The sequence below is a fragment of the Ligilactobacillus sp. WC1T17 genome, from assembly GCA_900110005.1.
Classification (GTDB): Bacteria; Bacillota; Bacilli; order Lactobacillales; family Lactobacillaceae; genus Ligilactobacillus; species Ligilactobacillus ruminis_A.
The window spans coordinates 66,035-88,784 of record FOCC01000009.1 but is presented as its reverse complement, the minus strand read 5'-3'; the positions used below and the strand labels follow the sequence as shown (position 1 = coordinate 88,784).

Annotated in this window: 18 protein-coding genes; 8 read left to right on the top strand and 10 right to left on the bottom strand. The window is 40.0% G+C overall.

The genetic code is table 11. The features are described from left to right. Positions 1-489: 489 nt before the first annotated feature. Entirely contained in the window at positions 490-858 is a 369-nt protein-coding gene (locus tag BMX26_RS06985; protein WP_143454878.1) for a hypothetical protein, read from the top strand. A gap of 79 nt (positions 859-937) precedes the next feature. Here the strand turns inward: BMX26_RS06985 and BMX26_RS06980 are convergent, their stop codons facing one another. From BMX26_RS06980 to BMX26_RS06950, 7 genes are all read right to left on the bottom strand, one after another. Continuing rightward, on the bottom strand, positions 938-1,507 hold the full coding sequence (locus BMX26_RS06980; RefSeq protein ID WP_075530726.1) for a hypothetical protein: 570 nt from the start codon (positions 1,505-1,507) through the stop codon (positions 938-940). Between the two features lie 106 nt (positions 1,508-1,613). After that, a complete protein-coding gene (locus BMX26_RS06975; protein WP_075530725.1) occupies positions 1,614-6,338 on the bottom strand; it encodes a DEAD/DEAH box helicase in 4,725 nt (1,574 codons plus the stop codon). 199 nt (positions 6,339-6,537) lie between these two features. Next, entirely contained in the window at positions 6,538-8,091 is a 1,554-nt protein-coding gene (gene guaA / locus BMX26_RS06970) for a glutamine-hydrolyzing GMP synthase (RefSeq protein WP_075530724.1), read from the bottom strand. Positions 8,092-8,250: 159 nt separating this feature from the next. After that, positions 8,251-9,171 carry a type I pantothenate kinase gene (gene coaA / locus BMX26_RS06965; RefSeq protein WP_075530723.1) on the bottom strand — a complete coding sequence of 307 codons (921 nt, stop codon included), beginning with the start codon at positions 9,169-9,171 and terminating at the stop codon, positions 8,251-8,253. A 929-nt stretch (positions 9,172-10,100) separates the two neighbouring features. Continuing rightward, positions 10,101-12,404: an RNA polymerase recycling motor HelD gene (helD, locus tag BMX26_RS06960; RefSeq protein ID WP_075530722.1), complete on the bottom strand. Its 2,304-nt coding sequence runs from the start codon at positions 12,402-12,404 to the stop codon at positions 10,101-10,103. A 195-nt stretch (positions 12,405-12,599) separates the two neighbouring features. Then, positions 12,600-12,926, bottom strand: coding sequence for a glutaredoxin domain-containing protein (locus tag BMX26_RS06955; RefSeq protein ID WP_075530721.1), 327 nt, complete (start codon positions 12,924-12,926; stop codon positions 12,600-12,602). A gap of 55 nt (positions 12,927-12,981) precedes the next feature. Then, a complete protein-coding gene (locus BMX26_RS06950) occupies positions 12,982-13,728 on the bottom strand; it encodes a MerR family transcriptional regulator (RefSeq protein ID WP_075530720.1) in 747 nt (248 codons plus the stop codon). A 74-nt stretch (positions 13,729-13,802) separates the two neighbouring features. Here BMX26_RS06950 and BMX26_RS06945 point away from each other — a divergent pair, with 74 nt between their 5' ends. From BMX26_RS06945 to BMX26_RS06920, 6 genes are all read left to right on the top strand, one after another. Beyond that, positions 13,803-15,137, top strand: coding sequence for an MATE family efflux transporter (locus tag BMX26_RS06945; protein WP_075530719.1), 1,335 nt, complete (start codon positions 13,803-13,805; stop codon positions 15,135-15,137). A 46-nt stretch (positions 15,138-15,183) separates the two neighbouring features. After that, positions 15,184-17,037 (top strand): cation:proton antiporter family protein, encoded by a 1,854-nt coding sequence (locus BMX26_RS06940; protein ID WP_075530718.1) that lies wholly within the window; start codon positions 15,184-15,186, stop codon positions 17,035-17,037. A 39-nt stretch (positions 17,038-17,076) separates the two neighbouring features. After that, the gene (locus tag BMX26_RS06935; RefSeq protein ID WP_075530717.1) at positions 17,077-17,739 is read left to right on the top strand and encodes a histidine phosphatase family protein; all 663 of its coding nucleotides are present in this window, start codon (positions 17,077-17,079) and stop codon (positions 17,737-17,739) included. Between the two features lie 10 nt (positions 17,740-17,749). After that, positions 17,750-18,262 (top strand): nucleoside 2-deoxyribosyltransferase, encoded by a 513-nt coding sequence (locus BMX26_RS06930; RefSeq protein WP_075530716.1) that lies wholly within the window; start codon positions 17,750-17,752, stop codon positions 18,260-18,262. A gap of 106 nt (positions 18,263-18,368) precedes the next feature. Continuing rightward, the gene (locus tag BMX26_RS06925) at positions 18,369-18,635 is read left to right on the top strand and encodes a hypothetical protein (RefSeq protein WP_075530715.1); all 267 of its coding nucleotides are present in this window, start codon (positions 18,369-18,371) and stop codon (positions 18,633-18,635) included. A gap of 342 nt (positions 18,636-18,977) precedes the next feature. After that, on the top strand, positions 18,978-19,520 hold the full coding sequence (locus tag BMX26_RS06920) for a TetR/AcrR family transcriptional regulator (RefSeq protein WP_075530714.1): 543 nt from the start codon (positions 18,978-18,980) through the stop codon (positions 19,518-19,520). Between the two features lie 30 nt (positions 19,521-19,550). Here BMX26_RS06920 and BMX26_RS06915 read toward each other — a convergent pair whose 3' ends face one another. Continuing rightward, positions 19,551-20,078: an HdeD family acid-resistance protein gene (locus BMX26_RS06915; RefSeq protein ID WP_075530713.1), complete on the bottom strand. Its 528-nt coding sequence runs from the start codon at positions 20,076-20,078 to the stop codon at positions 19,551-19,553. 112 nt (positions 20,079-20,190) lie between these two features. Between BMX26_RS06915 and BMX26_RS06910 the strand changes: the two genes are divergently transcribed. Next, entirely contained in the window at positions 20,191-20,652 is a 462-nt protein-coding gene (locus BMX26_RS06910) for a MerR family transcriptional regulator (protein WP_075530712.1), read from the top strand. Between the two features lie 19 nt (positions 20,653-20,671). Here BMX26_RS06910 and BMX26_RS06905 read toward each other — a convergent pair whose 3' ends face one another. Together BMX26_RS06905 and BMX26_RS06900 are read right to left on the bottom strand one after the other, a co-directional pair. Then, on the bottom strand, positions 20,672-21,784 hold the full coding sequence (locus tag BMX26_RS06905) for an ABC transporter ATP-binding protein (RefSeq protein WP_075530711.1): 1,113 nt from the start codon (positions 21,782-21,784) through the stop codon (positions 20,672-20,674). Positions 21,785-21,875: 91 nt separating this feature from the next. Continuing rightward, positions 21,876-22,721 (bottom strand): helix-turn-helix domain-containing protein, encoded by an 846-nt coding sequence (locus tag BMX26_RS06900; RefSeq protein WP_075530710.1) that lies wholly within the window; start codon positions 22,719-22,721, stop codon positions 21,876-21,878. Positions 22,722-22,750 lie beyond the last annotated feature (29 nt).

Below are 22,750 nucleotides of genomic sequence, written 5' to 3'. Positions count from 1 at the left end.
GGGATTATAACGCAGCCTTAAACATTAGGGAATGGGGCTTACACCCAGAAAAACATGTAAAATTAAGGGATTATCCTAAATTAAAAGCAAGTAACTTGGTGGAAATAATTTAAAAAAAGAAGTTTTTTTTAGGAAACGGAACCAAATCCTACCGAACTAATAGCACAAAATTATGCGTATCACCCTGAGCGAGTCAAAATGGGTGCGATAATTAGTGAATATTATATATTTAGTATAGTGGCGGTATTTCCAGTCATTATAACTAGGTTCGGAGCGTGTATCGTTTTTTTAATGTACACGTAATGTAATCGCGTGACGCGATTCCTACGATTTAATCGTAGGTAGTTCAAAATACATAACATCCCTCCTAGACTATTTCTTTTCATCGAGTAAAACCCCTTTCAGCTAACAGTATAGCCTTTAAAAAGGATTTTTGCTTGAAATAAAAAAAGAAACTAGCCAAAACCAGCTCCGCAAAATATGCTATCTTTGGTATCTGATTTATTAAACATCAAAGCAATTTCACAAAAATTCGCCAAGGCACTTAATAAAGCTAACATTTGGGCAATTTACCTAGCTTCTAAGGAGAAGAGTTACTGGACATTCAACCTTACCAAAAATGTACCTGAAACCTATACCTTACAAGATATAGCAAATTTTTCTAAAGGCTATCTCAAAGATTATCCTGTCTTTAACCAAACAACGTCCGATGGTCTTTTGATTTTAGGATATCCTAAAGACAACTACACCAAAATTGTAGGAACCTACTTTTCTATCCATGCTGTGCACATGCTTCCCCTTGTTGCCATCCTTCTTTTAGGATTTGATTTTTCGCTATTATTCTTATTATCAGCCTAACACATCGTTTTTAAGCAATTGGTATATCGGCAAAATAATAAGGCCCATTTTACTTTATCAAGTATCTTTCCAGTCTTAATTATCTTTCCTGGAGTTCCTTAGCTCTAACTTTCTTTTGATTCACCAACAGTTCTGAAAGCCAACAGGCAAATGCAGCTTTAATTGTCTTCTTTCTCGATAGAATTTCTGAATCTGGTCCTAAAAGCTTTTGACCTTCAGCATTTTTCCAGACCCAACCACTGGTAGCTGGCATTAGATAGCCATAGGTAACGTCCACTTCATCCAGTACATTCCATACGTTTGTAGGTGCCTCACTCGTTAGGCAAAAATACGCCTTTATTGCGTACTTTTCGCCCTCTGGGATACAGAAAAAGCATCCGTATTTAATCTTCTCCGGGTTACCAAAAACAACGGTAGCATACGCTAGTTGACCGAGCTTCTTAGTACTCTTTGACTTCTTTACAGCTGGTTTTGCTTTTCCAGTTGGCTTCACATCCTGCCCCTTTGATATTTCCGGCAATTTACCAGTTTTCACTTGCTCAGCATAAGCTTTAATAAGCTTCCATTCTTCATTAGTTGCCCGAATTGTATGAACTTTACGACCACTTTTTGGCCGTCCCGCACCTTTTCTAAACCCACCTCTAGGCATATCAAATCCTCCTTTGATTACGTATTACGTTTTCTATCTATATTATACTATGATTTCGTATTACGCAAATCAAAAAAAGGAAGCTAATTAGCTTCCTTTTTCATCTCTATTCAATTATTTCTAACTTAGGCAAGTTGTTAACTAAATCAACAGTCTGGAGAGACACGTTAATAATCCGAAGAAGCAGGTTAAAGATGTACTTTGGATCATCACTAAAGTCGTTAGGATCATCGGTAATACCAGACTTCTTATCAGTCTTAACCTGGTATTGATCCATAATCCACTCAATAGCAGAACGTCCATTTACAACGTACTCATAAGCCTTTTCGGGAATGTCTTTGATAGTGATATCAGAGTTAAAGATAATGGTTGACTTGTCTTTCTCCAACTTGCCAGACTCTGCATCCCTCTTCTTGCCAAACTTCATCTTCTTAACAACATAGCTTGGATTTTCGCGGGCTACAATCTGAACTCCGTCGTAAACAGGTACTTCTTCATAGTTGATATGCAAATCCATCAGCTTCTTGCCGACTTCAACATATTTTTCCTTATTAGCTACGATAGGGATGCGAGCTAGATCTTTCTTCAAATCATTAGCATATTTCTGCTGATATTCTGGAGAATTAAGCAAGCCATAGACATAAGCAAAAGTATCATCAAGAGACAATCCAATTTTATCTGCAAATGCTTGATTTACATTATCATGATTTGTTTCAAATAGATCAGATACATCGTTTTGCTCGTTGTCATAACGCATAAACCCTTGGCCCTTTTCAAGCGTATCCATGTTTGGAATTACATTAGTTGCTAATACAGAAAAGTCTCGACTAGCACCTCGACCAGTAGTCACAAGAGTCAAATTATCTTTTCCCCACTTTTTATAATATTGTCCAGGCCTTTCCACAACATCATCATTAAAATACAGCCATTTCTTCGTATATGGTCTGTACATACTAAGCTGAATTTTACTTGGGTCAAACTCTAATTTTAATCCCTTAGTTAAATAATCCTTTAGTTTTACTGTCCACTTTATCTTCTTAGGATCAAGCAAACCAGCTTCACGTTCATTTTTCTCTACTTCAGTATTATAGTTGTCTTCTAAAGTTTTAACATGTTTCAACACTGATGACCTATCATATCCATAAACCCATGCATCCCTATTTGTACTTACCCCAATTGCATTATTATAAAATGGTGATGCTTGTTCACCGACAATGCTAACATAGTTTTGGTAATTAGGATCTCTCTGATTAATCCAATCTTGATTTTCATCGGGAATAATCTGTTGCCAGTTGAGTCCATTAATATTATTGGAATTTTCCAAGATTTGTAACTTTTCATTTCGGCTCAAGTAGTCACCAATATCATGGTAATAGAGCTCATGAGCATCCGAGCCATCCTTTACTAAGATACTGATGGCAATAGGAGTTCTTGTTCCCTGTCCGAAAACGTTATCCTTTTCTTTTCTACGTTGCTCACCTTGTGTTCGAGCATTACCACGCAAATTGAAGATATACAAATAATTAAACTCTTTGTAGAAAGAAGCTCGAAGACCATCTGTACTATTAGAATCAATATAGCTACCATTCGTTACAAAACCAATGATACCCCGATCTCCTAATCTATCTGTCGCCCATCTAAAAGCTTTAACATAGCTGTCATAAGTCCCCTTGCTTAGAGATGATTTACTACTTGTCACATAAGTATTTCTAATTGCTTGTTCTAGTTGGGGATAATGCAAATTTTGATTATTATCGTTGGCATTTTTTTGTCCTACTGAATATGGCGGGTTCCCAATAATAACAGTAATTGGCTCCTTTTGCTGTTCCTTCAAGCGAGCATTGTTTTCACCAAACAGCTTGTCATCTAATACAGGCTGCTCTTCAGTACTTTCAAATGTATCCGTAAGAACAATCCCGTTAAACGGAACATAACCTTCATCTGGCCCATTAACCTCATCAAAAACCGTTTCAATGTTAATCGCCGCAATATAGTAGCTCAGCAGAACAATCTCGTTAGCATGCAGTTCGTGCATGTACTTCCGTAAAATGTCCGCATAGGTAATCTTGCCTTCATCCATCTGTTGCTTCAAGTATTGAAGTGTCCGGGTAATAAAAGTCCCGGTCCCAGTAAATGGGTCAAGAATGTGGACATTTTCATCCGCCAAACTTCTCCCAAGATACTTCTTTAAAGCCCAGCCAACAGATTTAACAATAAAGTCTACTACTTCCACTGGAGTAAAGACAATCCCCATCTGCTCCGTGGTCTTCTTGAAGCCCTTTCTGAAGAAGTTGTCATACAGAGTAACAATAATTTTCTGCTTTGCCTCAGCATTATCAATACCTGATGCCCGCAACTTAACCGATTCATAGAATGGCTCCAATTCCTTTTGCTCTTTATCAAAGCCAAACAAAGAGAAGGCAGAGATAACGTCGTTCATTGCCTTAGAAACCGGATTATTGTTAACAAAGCTGTATTCGCCAAACAAAGCTTGGAAAACAGGCTGGGTAATCAAGTGCTGGGCCAGCATCTCAATAGCCTGTTCTTCATCAATTGAATCGTTAATGTTGTAGCGCAAGCCCTTGATAAAGGTATCAAAGGCCATTTTAGCCCCGCTTTGACTGTCAATCAGATCCTTAATCTTGGTAATGTGCCGCTGGGCAATTCTAGCAACATCAGCTGACCAGTCTTCCAAATACCGACGGTCCCCAACTTTTTTAACAATCTTGCCGTAAAAGGCTTGCTCTATATCAGAAACTTCATCCGTATTCAAGTCAAGACTAAGCTGTTCACCATTCTCCCGCTTTCTCTCTGCTTCCTCTCCCCGCTTTTGAGTAACTGGTCTGCTTGGGTGATTATGAACAGGATTGATCGTTAAACGTTTTGACTTATGCTTGTTTAACTCCAGCTTATTAATTTCTGCTTCAAACCGTTCGTCAGTAGAGCGCAGAGCGTTTAATACCTGCCAAACTTGTTGATACTTCTTGTTATTGTCCAATGCCATTGCTGGATCAACGTTTGCATCAATGACAATCGGCAGGATGATATAACCGTATTTCTTGCCTTCAAATCGTCTCATAATTCGGCCAACAGCTTGCACAATATCAACCTGTGACTTCTTCGGGCTGAAGAAAATGACAGCATCCAGGTTCGGAACATCAATTCCTTCAGTTAAGAAGCGGACGTTAGACAGAATACGGGCTTCATTTTCGGGAATGTCACCTTCTAACCAATCAAGGGCATTCTTTTTCTGCAACGCATTTAAGCCGCCGTCAACGTGCTTAACGTTCACATAGTAGCTACCTTCGCTTTGATCGTCCAGATAGTCATTAACGACACTATTAAATTCATCCGTAATCTCTTTTGAATGAACAATCTTGTCAGTAAATAGGATTGCCCGCTTCATTGGTGCGCCTTCAATAACGCCCGTTTTGCCATTACGTTTAACCATGGCATTCCAAACACCAATGATTTTACCAACGTCATCAGTCACTAATTCACTATCATCATTAGATAAAATGGACTGCATATTCTTGTTGATGTAGCTTTCACTAACCGCAATGACAGAAACCTTGTAGTCAGTCAAGTAGCCTCTGTTAACTGCATCCCCAAAGCCCAAACGGAAAATTTCTTCCCCATAAATGTCTTTGTCATCCATTGATGAAATGACGTAGCTTTCAGATTCAGCCTTCTTCTTAGCATCACTACCGTAAACCTTCGGAGTGGCGGTTTGATACAGGCGAAGCTTTCCCTTTACATTCTGGTTTGAGTGAACCTTGGTAAATACCGTTGGATCACCCATTTGCGCCGCACCAGTTGTCCGGTGCGCTTCATCTGAAATAATCAGATCAAACTCTGGGAAGCCTTGCTTTTGAGCCCGGCCAATAACATCAATTGACTGGTAGGTTGAAAAGACTACTCTAATCTGCTTGCCGTCTCCATCCTTCAAAGCATGGTAGTTCTCCATGAACTGATCCACGTTAGTGGTAGCCGGGAAGCCAATGTCTTTTGCACTTAACTCATCATCCCCGGTCTTTTGCTTAGTTGCCTTGCTGTCCGAAACTACAGAGAAAGAGTCCATCTGCAAATCTGGATTAACATCACTGTTCCAGCTAAACAGGGTCTGAGATAACAGCTGGATGCTTGGAACCAAATAAAGGACATTATAAATATCTTTGCCAGATTCTTTCATCAAGGCTTCTGCAATCTTCAAACTAGTAAAGGTTTTCCCAGTCCCTGGAGCCATAACCAGCTTTCCACGTGAGTGATCCTTAAAATAAGCCACTGACTTTTCAACGGCTTCAATTTGGTAATCTCTCATCTTCTTGGTTTTATGACGCAGATTTTCATTTTTAGAATCAAAGTCAAACAGTTGCCAGTCAATATCAGCGTTTTCCAGCTGGGACAAGCCAATCCTGGTAATAGGCTTAGAGAGACCCTCTAGATCATTTTCAGCGTGCTTGTTCCAATCATCCGTAGTCGTGATTAAAATGCCGTCTGCGTAATAATTCTTGCTTGCTTCAGCCACAAAAGAATCTACATCACCCTTGCTGACCTTGCCCTTATAAAATTTAGCTTGAATAGCCGTGAGTTTACCGCTTACCCGGTTTTTAGCAACAATATCAACCCCAGTGTCTACTCTAGAGATATTATATTCTGCTGGGACTTCCGACAACATCCAAACATTACTAAATTTATTCTTGTAGGCTGGTTCATTCTTGAAGTAAGCAACAGCCATCTTTTCAAATGCTGTTCCCCGGTCCCGGGTATGCTTACCATCGTTAGGCAAATTATTGTCAATTTGCTCGATCAGTTCGTTAAAGGTTGCCATTTATTTTCCCCCAATTAATTGCTTACTGTCTCCTATTTTAACAATTTCTCTAAACAAAAAACTACCTAGTTGGCTAAAACTAGATAGTTCATTGCAGACTTTTGGCAGACAACCATGTCTGCCAGTCTCTTTTTTAGTAGGTGTTGCTTCTCTAAGATACCGTTAAATCAAGGTTCCGCAATCAAATTAAATAAGTCTTTTATTCCCATTCAATTGTTGCGGGCGGCTTAGAGGTAATGTCATACACGACGCGGTTGACGTGACCGACTTCATTAACAATCCTAACGGAAATCTCTTGCAAAACATCCCAAGGAATCTTAGCAAAGTCAGCTGTCATCCCATCAATCGAGGTTACGGCTCTAATGCCGACGGTATAGTCATAAGTCCGGCCGTCGCCCATCACACCAACGGAACGAATCCCTGGCAAAACCGTGAAGTATTGCCAAATCTCTTCATCAAGACCATGTTTGGCAATTACTTCACGTAAGATAGCGTCTGAATCGCGGACAATTTCCAATTTATCCTCGGTAATTTCACCAATAACGCGAATACCGAGACCAGGCCCTGGAAATGGTTGCCGCCACACGAGTTCATGGGGAATGCCTAATTTTTCGCCCAGCTGGCGGGTTTCATCTTTAAATAGAGTCCTAAGCGGTTCAATTAATTTGAAGTGCATGTCCTTAGGAAGTCCGCCGACATTATGGTGTGATTTAATCGTCTTAGCTGTATCTGTGCCTGATTCAATCACGTCGGTATAAAGCGTACCTTGAGCTAAGAAATCAACGTCTTTTAATTTTTGCGCTTCTTCATTGAAGACTTCAATGAATTCCTTGCCAATAATCTTGCGCTTTTGTTCAGGGTCGCTGACACCTTTAAGCTTGCCTAAGAAGCGCTTAGCCGCGTCAACCTTGACAATATTAACCCCTAATCCTTCTGCCAAAGCTGCCATCACTTGCTTGGCTTCATCTTTTCTAAGCAAACCATGGTCGACAAAAATGCAGGTTAATTGCTGACCGATAGCCTTATTTAATAAAGCTGCCGTTACACTAGAATCAACCCCGCCGGAAAGACCTAAGATAACTTTTTTATCCCCGACTTCTTGGCGAATCTTTTCAACTTGCATCAAAATAAAGTCATCCATCGTCCAGTTAGCCTGAGCTTGGCAAACGTTAAAGGCAAAGTTCTTTAAAATATCATTGCCATAAACAGTATTGCGTACTTCCGGATGGAATTGCAAACCGTAAAGTTTGCGGTCATCATTAGCCATCGAAGCAATTGGGCAGTTGGCACTCTTCGCTACGACTTCAAAACCTGCAGGCACTTGGGTCACCAAATCGCCGTGGCTCATCCAAACATCTTGCTTTTGGGGCAAATCTTTAAACATTTTGGCCTCGGCAGAAATAATTTCAATTTCAGCCTTACCATATTCTTTATTTGCCGCACTTTCAACCTTACCGCCCAGTTCATGCGCCATCAGCTGCATACCATAGCAAATGCCCAAAACAGGAATCCCTAAATTGAAGATTTCCGGATCAACTTTAAAAGCATCTTCATCATATACACTGTTAGGCCCGCCGGATAAAATAATCCCTTTAGGATTCATGGCTTTAATCTGTTCTGCTGTTAATTTATGTGACAGCAATTCAGAATAAATGCCAAATTCACGAATACGGCGGGTAATCAACTGGTTATACTGGCTGCCGAAATCTAAGACGATAATCTTGTCAAAAGCCTGCATATCAACATTAGCCACGCTGGTCACCTCATTAGTTTAATATTTGTCTTTACTACATTGTACAGATTGACTTACGCTAGGTCAAACCTTTTCACGGACATTTTAGCAATTTATAATAAAAATAACCATCAAAAGACGGTTATTAAAGCTCATAGATTTAAATTTAATCGGTTTTAGCTAATATTTGCGCAATTTAAGTTCCTTAATCAAATGGTCTTTGCCTTTGACCACAATCAAATCAGCGCGATTTTTGGTCGGCAGGATATAATCAAGCAAGTTAGGATGATTGACCTCTTGCCAAACTCTAGCAGCCATCTTAAAAGCTGCTTTTCGGTCGCCGATGGCATAAGGATAGTAGTAATTAGTCGGATCTTTGAATGCTGTATCCAGCAGTAAACCGAACCGTTCCAAATACCAGCGTTTAATATAACTTTCTTTGGCATCCACATAAATCGAAAAATCAAAAAAGTCGCTGACATAAATCGGTTCATGACTAGGCAGCTGCAAGACATTAATCCCTTCGACAATTAAAATGTCAGGTTTATCAATAATATCAAATTTATCAGCCACAATATCATAGACCTTGTGCGAATATACCGGTGCTTTGGCGGGAATCCCATTTTTAACATCATTGACAAATTTAATCAGCCGCGGCATATCGTAGCTTTCCGGAAAACCCTTGCGCGCCATAATGCCTTTTTTCTTCAACAATGCATTCGGATAAATAAAACCATCCGTCGTAATCAGCTGTACTTTTTTGTGGGGATAAACTTCCGCGAGCAGATTTTTCAACAACCGTGCTGTAGTACTTTTTCCTACCGCCACTGAGCCGGCAATCCCCAAGATAAATGGAACCTTATGTGTTTTAATGCCTAAAAATTTAGCCTGATCCTGCTGCAAAGCCTGCTGGTGCTTCATAAACATCCCTAGCAAATGCACCATTGGCAGATAAATATCAGCGACATCTTTTAGCGATATCTGGTCATTTAATGACTTAATACGCTCTAGCTCCTCTTCGGTTAAATCAGGAATATGATCTTTATAAAAATTGCGCCATTCGTCACGTTCAATTTTATAATAATTAATTTGATTTTCCATTATTCTTGTCCTTAATCTACAATATCAATACGCTTTTATTTTAACACAAAACCAGGGTGCTTTGGCGAATGGTCATGAGGCGTAAGCCAAGCTTGCCCAAATGGCGACGTGAGGGGCTTGTCCCCTCCTAGCCATTTAGGCCTTGGCTCTAGACTCATATGAGCCAAAGCCCGACTAAAATAGGGTGCTTTTCTTGGCGGTTAAGCTTCGTAAGCTAAGTGTCCTGACCCCGCCGTGGGCTGTCAAGCCCCAAGGGGTTAGGGTCTTAGCTCTAGGAGCTTGCCAAGAAAAGCCCGACTACTCCAGGGTGCAAACTGAGCGCTTATGAGCCGTACGCTAAGCTTGGCCTGATGGCGACGCGAGGGGCTTGTCCCCTCCTAGCCTTCAGGTCCTTAGCGCTAGGCTCATGCGAAGTTTTGCCGTACTACACAGGGTGCTTTGGGGAGCGGTTATGGGCTGTATGACAAGCGGACTGCGACGAAGCGGGGCTGTCAAGCCCCCGAGGAGTAGTTCCTTGTCACTAAGCCCATACGACCAAAAGCCCGACTAAACCAGGGTGCAAACTGAGCGCTTATGAGCCGTACGCTAAGCTTGGCCTGATGGCGACGCGAGGGGCTTGTCCCCTCCTAGCCTTCAGGTCCTTAGCGCTAGGCTCATGCGAAGTTTTGCCGTACTACACAGGGTGCTTTTGGGAGCGGTTATGAGCTGTATGACAAGCGGACTGCGACGAAGCGGGGCTGCCAAGCCCCCGAGGAGTAGTTCCTTGTCACTAAGCCCATGCGACCAAAAGCCGTACTACACCAGGGTGCTTTTGGGAGCGGTTATGGGCTGTATGACAAGCGGACTGCGACGAAGCGGGGCTGTCAAGCCCCCGAGGAGTAGTTCCTTGTCACTAAGCCCATACGAGCCAAAGGTGCTTTTTTTAATTACTATCTGCGGTCAATCAGCTGATACAATTCAGGTGAGACGTGGTCAAATAAAGGTGAAAGTTCCCCTTGAGCTAAGATATCCAGCTTATGCATCGCACGCGAACAAATCGTGTAAACCAGCTGTCTTTCATCTTCTTCATGATAATTTTCAGCATTGGCATTCCACATAATGACCGCATCAAATTCCAAGCCCTTAGCCAAGTAGGCTGGCACAATAATAGTGCCTGGAACTAAGCGTTGATTTTCGGTGCGGATGACTGTGGTCTTAATATTTTTTTGCTTTAACGCTTCAAATAAATCCACACATTCCTTTAAGCTTTTAGCGATAATGGCAGTGGTCATTTTCTGCTGGTCATTTTCTGCCAATTGTTTAATGACATCAGCTACTAGGTTTTCTTGGCTTTGGTCAAGTGTTATTGTTGGTAAAGCGCCCTTGCGGTTGAAGGCCGTCACTTTTTCGCCATTGAGCAAAACTTCTTTGGTAAAATCAGTAATCTGCTTGGTTGACCGGTAAGATTTGGTCAGCTGAATAACCTTGGTCTTTTGCCGATCAAATAACGATTCCAATTCATTTAAGAGGCTATGACTATTTTCCTTGGTAAAGATGGCCTGATTCAAATCACCCAGCATGGTGAAATGGGCTTTAGGAAATTTGGTCTTCAAATAAGCCAGCTGAAAGGCGGTGTAATCTTGAATTTCATCAATAAAGACGTGACGCATCTTCGTATCGCCGCTTTGACCGGTAATCAGGTCATATAAATACAAATAGCCCGTCACATCCGTCATCGACATCTTGCCTTTTTTCAATGCTTCAACCACCGAAGCAACATTATCTTGCCAAACATCCTCAGTCAGACCATATTTTTCCACGGCTATTAATTCAGGCAAGTGCCGCAAAAAGTGGATATACTGTGCATTAGGGTTCAAAAAGCGCTTCTTGCGGATTTTTTTGGCAACCTTTTCCAAATCACGCAAAACATACTGTTTGCATAAGAAGAGCAATTCCTTATCCCCATTAGTAAAATTACGCGGATGATCACCGTACAATTCATTGAGTTCCTGAGGCGTTAAGTCTTGAACCGCCTTTTGTACTTCATCCGTGCGAGCTAAATGGCCGATCTTAGAACTAAGACGTTTTAACAGCTCTTCTTGGGTAGCTTCCAACCTAATGCCCAAGTAATAATTTTTATTGAAGGAATAGTAAATTGCTTTGATTTCTTGTTTTGAGAAAAAGATTTCCCCATTGTGCATGATATTTTTAAACCGCATCCCATTTGTTTCCAAATAGTGGCTGTAAACCGTCATGGCCTGGAAAAATTTCAAGCTGTCTTTTAAAGTCTTAACTTGCTTGGCTGAACCCTGGTTATCTTCTTCAAACCGTTCTTTTAAGGTCTCAACTTTTATCTTGGGCAAACGGCGCTGCGTATATTGATAATAAGTCATCTGCACCATATTGTGCTCGCCTAATTCCGGCAAAACCTGGTCAATATAGTCGTTGAAAAGCTGGTTAGGTGAAAATAAGATAATCTGGCCTGAGGTAATCTTGCCCCGGTACCGGTACAAAAGGTAAGCGACCCGCTGCAAGACCGCGGATGTCTTTCCTGAGCCAGCCGCTCCCTGTACAAAAAGCAAATCAGACTTGGTATCGCGGATAATTTGATTCTGTTCTTTTTGAATCGTGGTCACAATACTCTTCATCTTGACATCAGACGCTTCATCTAAAACTTCCAAAAGCATTTGATCGCCCACCGTTTCATCCGTATCAAACACCGTTAAAATTCGGCCATCTTCCACCATAAACTGCCTTTTAAGCAGTAAGTCGACCTTACGTACGCCAACGGGGGTTTCATATTGAGCGGCCCCTAATTTGCCGTCATAATAAACACTGGAAATTGGTGCCCGCCAGTCGTAAACCAAAAAATCATTCGGTCCGTCCGAAAAAGTGGCCAAACCGATATAAATTTTTTCCGGTTTAGCTTCGTCTGCTTCCTGCAAATCAATGCGGGCAAAGTAAGGCTTTTTTTCCAGGCGCTGCAAAATATCCAGCCGATTTTGCGCTTGTTGGCGGTTATTTTCTCTTTCAGCCAATTGCTGCTGCTGTTGGCGGACAGTCAGTGCTGTTTCCATCATTCCAGAATAAGAGCTTGTTTTAATCCGGACGTTATTTTTAAAATCGGCTTGGATGGCAGCCGTATCTTTTTTTACTTGTTTGATTTTCTTTTGTGCTTTAGCTTCAGCTTCTTTAATCTTTGAAACGACCATATCCATTCGTTTTTGTTCTTGTTGCTTAATTGTTTCCGCCATAAAATGCCTCTTTTTCAAAAAATTTCAGTATTCTATTGTAGCATTTTTACTTAGTATCTGAAAAGTATCTGAAAAGTATCTGAAAAGTAAAGTGATTTTTATTCAAATAGGCAAGCCATCCGCTTTTTTGAGAAGCGAATTGGCCTGCCTAAAATAAATTCTTCAGTTATTCAGTAAGCTCTTTTGACAATAAGCTTATTTTTGCGCCAGTTCAGCTTCAATTTTTTGCATTTGCGCTTCAGCTTCCTTAGGCCAAAAAACCTCAAAACCTAAATCTGTCAAATAGTCTTCCCAATTCAAAAAAAGACTGCCGTCTTCTCTTTGCAAGGCCGGTAAGCCGGCATCGCCAATTTCTTTGGAGTGGTCAAAAACGGCTTCTTTATCGCGCAAATCTAAAAAACTTTTGAATTTAGGCATTGATTCAAAAATATTTACAAATTCATAATCAATACCGGCTTTTTTAAAATTAGCCTCCATTGCAATGCAATCAGGGCAAAGCTTAGTGCCGTATACTTTAAGCATTCATATCACCTCTAACACAAATTCATTCCTATTTTACTTTTAAAAAGCGTTTTCGTCACTTATTTTGCTTAACTTCAGCCACATATTTAACAATAAAGTAATCATCCTGTCCTAAAACCGCACTGGAAAAATCTTCTTGATATAGCGGCGGTATGATGGGCTCAAAAGCTTGCAATTTTTTTAGCGCCTTTTTTGCATATCGGGGAATTTCAGCATTTTTCAACCGAACATAAAAATACACATACCGGCCCGCCGGCTTAATAAAATTAGCCTTTTTTGGACTAACTGCCTTGAAAAATTTATCTGGTTTTTTATCCAAAAAATCAGTCGTCAATGTCCCGTACTCAAGTCCAAAGCTGGTTGGATTCAGCGAAATATTATGCTTTAAGGCCGTAACCTGATAATATTTGGGCTGGTTGAGCACTTCTTGGCAAACTTTATTTTCCCCCACCGCAGCAAAATCTTGGAGCCGTTTTGTTACAAAGGCTAGGCTTTCATCCATTTGTTTAAGCATTGCTCTTTGTTTGAAGACGGCTTTTCTTTTAGCATCTAAATACGCTTTTTTGGCGGATAAATCAGTTAGATGAAAAAAGGATTCAATCTCATTTAAAGAACTCCCTAATTTTTGCAAAAGCGTAATCGTCGCCACTACATCGGCTTGTTCTAGGCGATAATACCGATAACCATTACTTTTGACTAAAGCTGGCGTAAGTAACCCTTTTTGTTCATACACATATAGCGCTTTTTTGGTCACATGGCAGATCTTCGCAAATTGTCCGGCTAATAAATAATTTTCTTTCATGCTGTCACATCCTTGACTATGCCCTTAGGTTATAGTTTAAGCTTGAAGCTAGTAAATAACAAGGAGGCTTTTTTATGCAAACAGACCTTAAAAAAAGAGTTGTCTTTTTTTCCTTACCCATTATCAGCGGCTTATTTGTACAACAACTTTACAGCGTCATTGATATAGCTTTAGTCGGTCAATTCATCGGTTCAAATGCCTTAGCTGCCGTGGGGAATGCTTCAAATGTCATTATGTTATTTTTAGTGGTTTCAGGCGGATTTGAAATGGCAGTGGAAATCATGGTTTCCCGTCTATTAGGCGCCCACAAAACCGGCGAAAAAATTGCTATTACCCGCGATATTTTAGCTTTGACGGGCTTAATCGGCATTTTAGCTGCTATCTTAGGCTGGTTTATCCTGCCTTTTATCTATCAAATGATTGCCGTACCTAAGCATCTGTTGCCAATATCTTTAACCTATGGCCGTGTTTATCTCTTAGGTTTGCCTTTTATGTATCTCTATGATGTCAGTCGGGCCGCTCTTTTGGCTAATGAAAAAGCTAAATTCTCTTTTAATCTTTTGCTAGGTTCCAGCATTTTAAACCTCTTATTAAATCTCATGTTCATCTTAGGCTTTAACTTAGGTGTTTTAGGATCTGCTTTAGGGACAGTTTTAGCGCAATTGTTCTTTATGCTAATCACCGTAGCATCCTTAGTTAAATTAGCTAAAGCAGAAAGTCCTACGCTAAGTCTAAGACCTAGATTAACTCCTCACCATGTCAAAGAAGTTTTAGGGATTGCTTTACCAACGATTTTTCAACAATTTGTGATTTCTTTTTCAGCTACGCTAATTCAAGCTTTGGTCAACCCTTTCGGCAAAGAAGTCATTTTAGGTTATGTCGCAATCATCAAAGTAATGAACCTCACCCGCATCGTCTTGGTCGGTTTAGCCCAAACCCTAACCATGCTCTCCGCCCAACTTCTAGCTCAAAAAGCTTTAAAAAAAGTTCGCCAAGTCTATCGGTGGTGTAGCCAATTATCGTTAACCTATTGCTTAATTTTGAATGTACTTTTTATTTTCGCACCTAAAATCTTGGCCGCTATTTTCTTTTCCCCCAGCCAAAACCCGCTGGCTTTTAGCTTCTTTAAGAACTACCTCTATGCCTTTATCGGCATTCAAGTTTTATCCATCTTTAAATTCTTAAACGAAGGCCTCTTGCGCAGTATGGTTAAGATGAAGGCCTACTTATACTGCAATGTCGGCGAGTTAGTCGGCAAGCTTTTGGCTACCTGGCTTTTACTGAAACCTTTAGCCACCAATGCTTTTTGGAGTGGCGAACTTTTAGCGCGGGCTTTACTCCTTTTAGTTTCAACCTGGTACGTCAGCCATTACCTCAAAGAAACGACTAAAATCACTAAAAAGGCATAAATCATTGCTAAAATAAAGGCAATCTTTTTTAGAAAGGATGACGCATATGTCAATTTCATTGATGCTGGTAGTCATCTGTGCCTTTATCACGCCGATGATTCTGGCACGTTTTAAATTATCCCTTTTGCCCAATTCCGTCGCGGAAATTTTGGTAGGAATTATTATTGGCAAAAGTTTTCTGAACCTCATCCAAATCGATGATATTTTAACCGAAATGTCGACTTTTGGGGTCATTATCCTGCTCTTTTTGAGCGGCATGGAAATTGATTTTTCCCTCTTTCAAAAAAATAATGGTCCTAAAACACCTTTGGAAGAAAAAAATGCCGACGCAAAAATTTCCCCAGTTAAAGTAGCCTTGCTAGCCTATGGGTTAAGCCTTTTGACGGCGTTGGGGCTGGCTTTGCTCTTTAAGTGGACCGGTCTTTTTACCAATGTCCCCTTAGCCACCATCTTATTTGCCACCGTGGCCTTGGGCGTAGTAATTTCAGTCTTGAAAGAAAATGAACTGCTGGCTAAACCCTTGGGTCAAACCCTTTTGCTCATTGCGGTCTTGGGCGAAGTGGTACCTTTGTTAGCTCTGACTATTTATAGCTCACTTGTTTCTGGACGGGGTGGTTCCATTTGGCTGATTGGCCTGCTTTTTATCGCGGGCGCTTTAATGTTAAGGCATTTTCGCTGGTTTTTCCCAGCTTTATCTAAATTCAACAAAGCTACCACTCAAGTTGATATGCGCTTAGCTTTTGCGATTATCTTTTCGTTAGTGGTTTTAGCCGAACACGTCGGCGCCGAAAATATTCTGGGAGCCTTTGTCGCTGGCATTGTCATCAAATTACTCAAACCCAGTCATGCTACCGAAGAAAAATTAGATGCCATCGGCTATGGCTTTTTAATCCCCTTCTTTTTTATTTTGACCGGGGCTAAATTAAATATTCCCAGCCTCTTAGCTGATCGGCAAACGCTAATCTTAATTCCGCTCTTTTTTGCAGCTTACGTTATTGCCAAGCTGCCAGCTTTTTTGGGACTAAAAATGCGGTTCAATACCCGCAACGCCTTTGCCGGAACACTGCTGTCTTCGACCACCATCACCTTGGTTTTAGCCGTTTTGACTGTTGCACAAGATTTAAAAGTTATCACCACTCAGCAAGCGAGCGCCTTCATTTTGGCAGGGATTTTGACCTGTCTGGCCGGACCTTTGGCTTTCAATAAATTGCGTATTTTGGAAGCTGATGATTTCAAAAAAACAATTGTCCACTTTTTGGGAACCAATATTGTCACCGTCAACGCTTCAAAACGCTTAAATACGGACTTGTATGATATTAATTTTTACACAAACCTCAAAGAAAATTTCAATACCTATAACTATCTGCAAAATGTTCATTTTTTGCCCGGTTTAAATGTGGATAAATTAATCGCTGACAAAGTCTTTGATGCTGATATTTTAGTTTTAGGCTACGCCAATGCCAATCAAAATGTCCGTTTAGCTTTAGCAGCAAAAGCGTATGGAATCCAGCGGGTTATTTGTGTCTTAGACAATAACGACCCTAAGAGTATGGCCCACATGGAAGAAACCTTGGCCCAAGCCGATATTGAAGTCTTCAATCCTTTTGATACCAGAGTTGGAATGTTAAGTGCTGTTATTACTACACCTTCCATGCTTAATGTCTTGACGGGTAATGCCCGCATCTATGAAATTGTCGTTAAAAATGCTAAATTTGCCGGTGTGCCTTTAAGCAGACTGCCTTTTATAAATGATATCACCGTTAGCCGGATTTACCGCAATCACAAAGCTATCTCGCCTCATGGCGCAACTAAAATCGAACTTGGAGATCACATCTTGTTTTCATGTGATAAAGATATCCTGCTGAAAGTAAATTCAATCCTTAGCAAATTAAATGAATAACTGTTATAATTTGTGTTAGTTTGGATTTGGAGGAATTTGATGGCTTACAAAATTTATCTCGTTCGTCATGGACAAACGATTTTGAACCGCTACAATAAAATGCAGGGCTGGTGTGATTCACCGTTAACACCCAAAGGTATTGAAGACGGCAAAATGGCAGGACAGCATTTAAAGCACCTTAAATTTGACTATGCTTTCCATAGCGATACCACTAGAGCACAACGAACTTGCGGCTATATTTTAGCTGAAAATGACCACCCTACACCGCAACCTTTGGCCTTAGAGAATTTCCGCGAACAAGGTTATGGTTATTTTGAAGGAGCTGATTCTAGCCAAGCATGGCTGATGATTGGCGCAACTCATAACTGTCGGACTTTTAAAGAGTTAATCACCCAATACTCGATTGAAGAAGCCCGCGATTTTTGTAAAGAGCAAGACCCTTTCCATCAAGCCGAAAATAATCAGGAATTTTGGAATCGTTTAGGTCAAGGTTTTGCCTATATCGCTAAAATTGCCCAAGATCAACAAAATATCTTAGTCGTTAGTCATGGAACAACGATTAGAAGTATTGTCCACCACTTTGATCCGACTGTTGATATCACGCAAAGCCCTAAAAACGGCTCTGTGACACGTCTTACTGTCGATCATGACCAAATTAGCGTTGATTATTTCTCGCATTATTTAGATAACGATCTTTACTAGGAGGAAAATTATGATTGACAAATGTTTAGCAAAAGTACCAAACACCAAAATCTATTTAGCTACCCCTTGGTTTAATCCTAAACAAAAGGAAAGGGCTGAACTGGCTAAAAAATATTTAAATGAAAATGAAACTGTCGGTGTTATCCACTTCCCGTTTGATTTCCAATATAAGGATGCTACGGTGGATAATGACCCTGAAGGTGTTTTCGGTACGCCTGAATGGATTCAAGCCACTTTCCAAAATGACTGCACAGCTGTTGCTTCCAGTGATGTCGGTGTCTTTTTGTATGACCTTGACAACATCGATGATGGTTCCGCTTATGAACTGGCTTTATTCCGCAGCCAAGGTAAGCCTTGTGTCATGATTCCATTTTCAGACCGGCCTAAAGATGAAGTTGAAATCAATTTAATGATTGCCGGCGGAGTAACTACTTGGATTAGCCAAGAAAATTTCGCTGACCTTAAAAACTTTAACTTCAACCATCCCCAAGCTAACCCTGTACCGCCATTTAAAGTCTTTTAACTTTTTGCCCCCATTCTACTAAGCAGAATGGGGGCCTTTTTATTTTTAAATAATCGTTTTTTAGCTATTTTACCTCAAACACCGTGTTAAAATAATCATAATTAAAATGTGCTTTAAAGGAGTACAATACATTGCTAACCAAAATAAATTAGTCCTCTACAATGCCAGCGGTCAAATGCTCTATGGCACTCAAACCGTTTCTGGCAAAAAATATTACTTTAATAAAGTTACCGGTGCCTTACAACAAACGGGGCAAGTCTATCTTCAAGGTCACTGGTACCTGCTTAACAGCTACTCCAAACCTTTAACTGGTTTCCAATATATCTCCAGCCAAAAAAAGACCAATCGAACGATTGGTCTTTTTTTATTATAAACTAACTAACGCTTGTGTTCCAATATATACCTTAAGTCCAATAAAAATACCAGATAAACTCCCTGAACACACAAGCCTAAGTTTATCAATAAATAATATTTTAGGCAAATTAGGCACAATTGTCTAATGTAGGATGTATCAACATGGATAATAGCCATAATTATTTTAATTTAGCACTATATTTAGACAGCGTGTCAAAGCAGCATCAACCTTCTTAAAAAAACTTAATATTTTAAAATTTAACTACGATAACTAATCGTTCTATAATTTTTATCTTGACTTTTCTTATATAAGTATTATACTTATATAAGTTGTCTATACTTTTTTTGTGAGGTGCCTAAGGTGAATAAATCTGTCAGAAAAATAATCGATTCCTACTTATCATTGGTCAATCAATATGGAAAAGTAGACGTTCCTATTTTAGCTATTACCAAAAATGCAGATATTTCACGCGCCACCTTCTATAATCATTTTAATAATGTTGAAGAAGTAGTTGTTTTAATTGAACAAGATATTGATAAACAAATTAATCAAACAATCCAAAAATATCGCCAAGACTACGTTGATCAGCCTTACTTAATGCTCGCCCAAAAAGTCCTGCCTATCTTATATGAAAAACGTGATATTTTAAAAATCCTTTATACCAGTCCTTTAAGAGCACATTGGCTTAACTTTTTACGTCAAAAATACGATGGCTGGGTCTCATCTTTTTTTAAAACTAACAAAGATAATAAAATTCCCAAGTACTATTCGAAAAATATGAGCTACTTTTTTTATTTTTCTATCGTCGAACTTTGGCTGGCTAAGCCAATCCCTGAAGATCCGCAAACTTTTGAAAAAATCTTCTTACAAATGGTCTCAACGCCTATTATCAATTTAATTTAATAAAAAAGCCCGTTTAAAACGGGCTTTTTATTATTTAGCGAAAGCTGCCAACAGCTGCAAAATACCTGTAATAATTAAAAACAGCGCAATCACCCAAACCACTAGCACACCAGCTTCTAGAGGATTAAATAACAAAATAACGCCTAACAGTAAAATTAAGAGGTTGCTTACCATGATTATTTTATAATAACTTTCACTAAAAGTTTTGAGTATGCGAGCAAAGGAAAGCTGCAGCACTGCATCTAAAATAAACCAAAAAGCAAATACATAAACAATGAAATTAATACCAGCTAAAGGCCTAAAAACAAAAAGCAAGCCTAAAATAATATCGACAATTCCTAATATAAACACTTTTCCCAACTTTTGGCCGGTCCATTTTTCGAGCCATTGCTTAAACCACAATTCATAGATACCCTTAATGATGGCTAAAATGCCTAAAAGTGTAGCTATCAAAGCCAAAGTTGCTTTGGGATGGCTTAACACAAACAGTCCACTCAAGATAAATAACAAACCTATCAGAAGTAAGGACCAATTGAAACCTTGTCGTGTCTTAAACATAAAATCACCTTCTTTCCCCTTATTATAAGACTTATCAAGCGTAAAAGCTCTAATTTACTCTTGGCTAAAAAAGTGTTACACTAGGCTAAAGTTAACTTTAGGGAGGTTTTTTATGTATACAATTGGCCAAGTTGCTAAAATAACAAATTTACCAATTTCAACCCTACGCTACTATGATAATGCAGGCCTTTTGCCTGAACTCAAAAGACAAAATGGTATCCGCTCCTTTAGCGATCACGACCTTGACACCTTAAATATGATTGACTGCCTGAAAAAGTCAGGCTTGGAAATCAAAGATATCAAATATTATATGGAATTATGCAAAGAAGGTCCCGCAACATTTGGGCAAAGAAAAGAAATCTTTGAAAATCAAAAAGAGCTGGTCTTAGCTGAAATGAATAATTTAAAACGGGTTTTGGCCATGCTGAATTTCAAATGCTGGTATTATGACCAGGCCATCAAAATGGGCACCAGTGATCCGCTGGACCATTTGGACCCTGACGAGCTGCCTGAACCTATTAAAAATGATTATTTATTATCTCATTCTGCCATTAAACACGAAAAAGCCGGTTAAAACCGGCTTTTTTTGACTCCTAATAAACCGCTAGTTCACTGGCTAAATCAAAGAAGTGAGCTTTATTAATATCAAATCCCATCTTAACTTTAGCTCCTGGCTTCATAAAATCTCTAGCATCAACTTTAGAGACAAATTCTGTTTCGCCGACCCGGCTGTAAAGCTGCGAATCAGCCCCTAAAAGTTCGGAAACCACAACTTCACTTTCTACTACTGAGTTAGGGAAGGCTGCCAAAAAGGCTGGTTCGGAGTGAATATCTTCCGGACGAATCCCAAAAATAATTTTCTTATCTTGGTAGCCTTTATCAACTAACACCTTAAGACAGCCCTCAGGCACTTGTAAGGTAAAATTATGCCCTTCATCGGTAATTTGGCCATCATGCAGCGTTACTTTGAAAAAATTCATCGCCGGTGATCCAATAAAACCGCCAACAAAGACATTAGCCGGCTTATCGTACACTTCTTGCGGAGTACCGACTTGTTGAATTTTGCCATCCTTCATGACCACAATCCGGTCGGCCATCGTCATCGCTTCAGTTTGATCGTGGGTCACATAAATCGTCGTCGTTTTGAGCGATTGATGGAGTTTAGCAATTTCAGCCCGCATGGATACCCGTAATTTAGCATCCAAGTTAGACAATGGTTCATCCATCAAAAAGATAGGAGCATCACGTACAATAGCCCGGCCTAAAGCCACCCGCTGCCTTTGACCACCTGACAAAGCTGCCGGCTTACGGGTTAAATATTCTGTTAGCCCCAAAATTTTAGCCGCATGCTGCACTCTTTGATCAATATCTTCTTTAGGATATTTGCGCAATTTCAAACCAAAAGCCATGTTATCATAAACCGTCATATGCGGGTAAAGAGCATAATTTTGAAAAACCATCGCAATATCGCGGTCTTTTGGTGCTTCGTCATTTACCACCCGGCCGTCAATCAAAAATTCACCTTTGGAAATATCTTCCAAACCCGCAATCATCCGCAGAGTCGTAGACTTCCCACAGCCTGAAGGACCAACAAAAACAATAAATTCGCGGTCTTTGACTTCCAAATTAAAATCCGTCACTGAATATTGATCTGCGTCTGCGTTATCATAATGTTTGTAAATATGTCTTAAACTAAGTTCAACCATGTAACTCACCCTTTATTTTTGATTACGTTTACATTGTACACTAGCAACCGTTTGCACAAAATACCAAACTGCACAAAGAGCAGGTGCTTTTTTAGGCACTATGCTGAGCATGTAAAATTAGGTAGCAAAAAACCAAATCATCCATCTCCCGCAAGTTAAGACCCGTTTCCTGCGCCAATTTATCGATTTGATACTGCAAGGTATTGCGGTGGACATATAAAGCTTTGGCAGCCGATGAAATGTTGCCCTTATGCTGGTATAAAGCAGTAATCATAGGCGCTAAAGTCTGCTCTTGGGTAAGCGCAGCATAATATTTTTGCGCCAAGTAATCCTGGTCTAAATTCGTAAAATAGTCAAGGCTCACTGCGGTAAAGTTAAACACTTTTTTAGGCGCTCTAATCGTTACAAAAACTTTTTCTTCTGCTTTAAACAATCGCGCCAAATCATCACCGGCTTCCCAGCTGTGTCCGACAAAGAGGCGGCTTTGGCATTCAAAATCATCCTCTAGCGTTTGCATGACCCCTATCAAATCTTCTTTGGTTAGGCTGGTAGGCGTTATTTTTTCCACTACTACCCCCCGGTTGGGCGCTAGCAAAATGACATCTTCGGGCGGAAAAACAAACATCTTCTTTAAGGCCGCTAAAAAGGTTTCCATGACAAAATTTTGGCTTAACGGCTTGATTTTAAATTGCAAAAATCTAAATTTACCGGTGGAAACCGGCTTTTTTTGCCGCCGCAGCAGGTAATCAGCCCAAGGACTGTGCTGAACTGGAAATGATGGCTTTTGCATTAGCTTCAGAAGCATTTTTTCCCGGTTCGTGAGCATCTCCGCGGTCAAATTAAGCCACTTGTCGCCTACTTTAAAATGCCAGCCTTCTCCCTTATTGTCTTGTGAAAGTTTCGTTTCAAACAGTTGTTGTACCTTATTTTCATCCATCCTACCCCTTCTTTCTGCCTTAATTGTAA

Bases quoted from the DNA above. Each gene is read 5' to 3' on its own strand.
- BMX26_RS06975 (WP_075530725.1), bottom strand. From the start codon at position 6,338: ATGGCAACCTTTAACGAACTGATCGAGCAAATTGACAATAATTTGCCT.
- BMX26_RS06980 (WP_075530726.1), bottom strand. From the start codon at position 1,507: ATGCCTAGAGGTGGGTTTAGAAAAGGTGCGGGACGGCCAAAAAGTGGT.
- BMX26_RS06900 (WP_075530710.1), bottom strand. From the start codon at position 22,721: ATGGATGAAAATAAGGTACAACAACTGTTTGAAACGAAACTTTCACAA.
- BMX26_RS06950 (WP_075530720.1), bottom strand. From the start codon at position 13,728: ATGAAAGAAAATTATTTATTAGCCGGACAATTTGCGAAGATCTGCCAT.
- BMX26_RS06925 (WP_075530715.1), top strand. From the start codon at position 18,369: ATGTGCTTTAAAGGAGTACAATACATTGCTAACCAAAATAAATTAGTC.
- helD (WP_075530722.1), bottom strand. From the start codon at position 12,404: ATGGCGGAAACAATTAAGCAACAAGAACAAAAACGAATGGATATGGTC.
- BMX26_RS06930 (WP_075530716.1), top strand. From the start codon at position 17,750: ATGATTGACAAATGTTTAGCAAAAGTACCAAACACCAAAATCTATTTA.
- BMX26_RS06940 (WP_075530718.1), top strand. From the start codon at position 15,184: ATGTCAATTTCATTGATGCTGGTAGTCATCTGTGCCTTTATCACGCCG.
- BMX26_RS06910 (WP_075530712.1), top strand. From the start codon at position 20,191: ATGTATACAATTGGCCAAGTTGCTAAAATAACAAATTTACCAATTTCA.
- coaA (WP_075530723.1), bottom strand. From the start codon at position 9,171: ATGGAAAATCAAATTAATTATTATAAAATTGAACGTGACGAATGGCGC.
- BMX26_RS06945 (WP_075530719.1), top strand. From the start codon at position 13,803: ATGCAAACAGACCTTAAAAAAAGAGTTGTCTTTTTTTCCTTACCCATT.
- BMX26_RS06905 (WP_075530711.1), bottom strand. From the start codon at position 21,784: ATGGTTGAACTTAGTTTAAGACATATTTACAAACATTATGATAACGCA.
- BMX26_RS06915 (WP_075530713.1), bottom strand. From the start codon at position 20,078: ATGTTTAAGACACGACAAGGTTTCAATTGGTCCTTACTTCTGATAGGT.
- BMX26_RS06935 (WP_075530717.1), top strand. From the start codon at position 17,077: ATGGCTTACAAAATTTATCTCGTTCGTCATGGACAAACGATTTTGAAC.
- BMX26_RS06955 (WP_075530721.1), bottom strand. From the start codon at position 12,926: ATGCTTAAAGTATACGGCACTAAGCTTTGCCCTGATTGCATTGCAATG.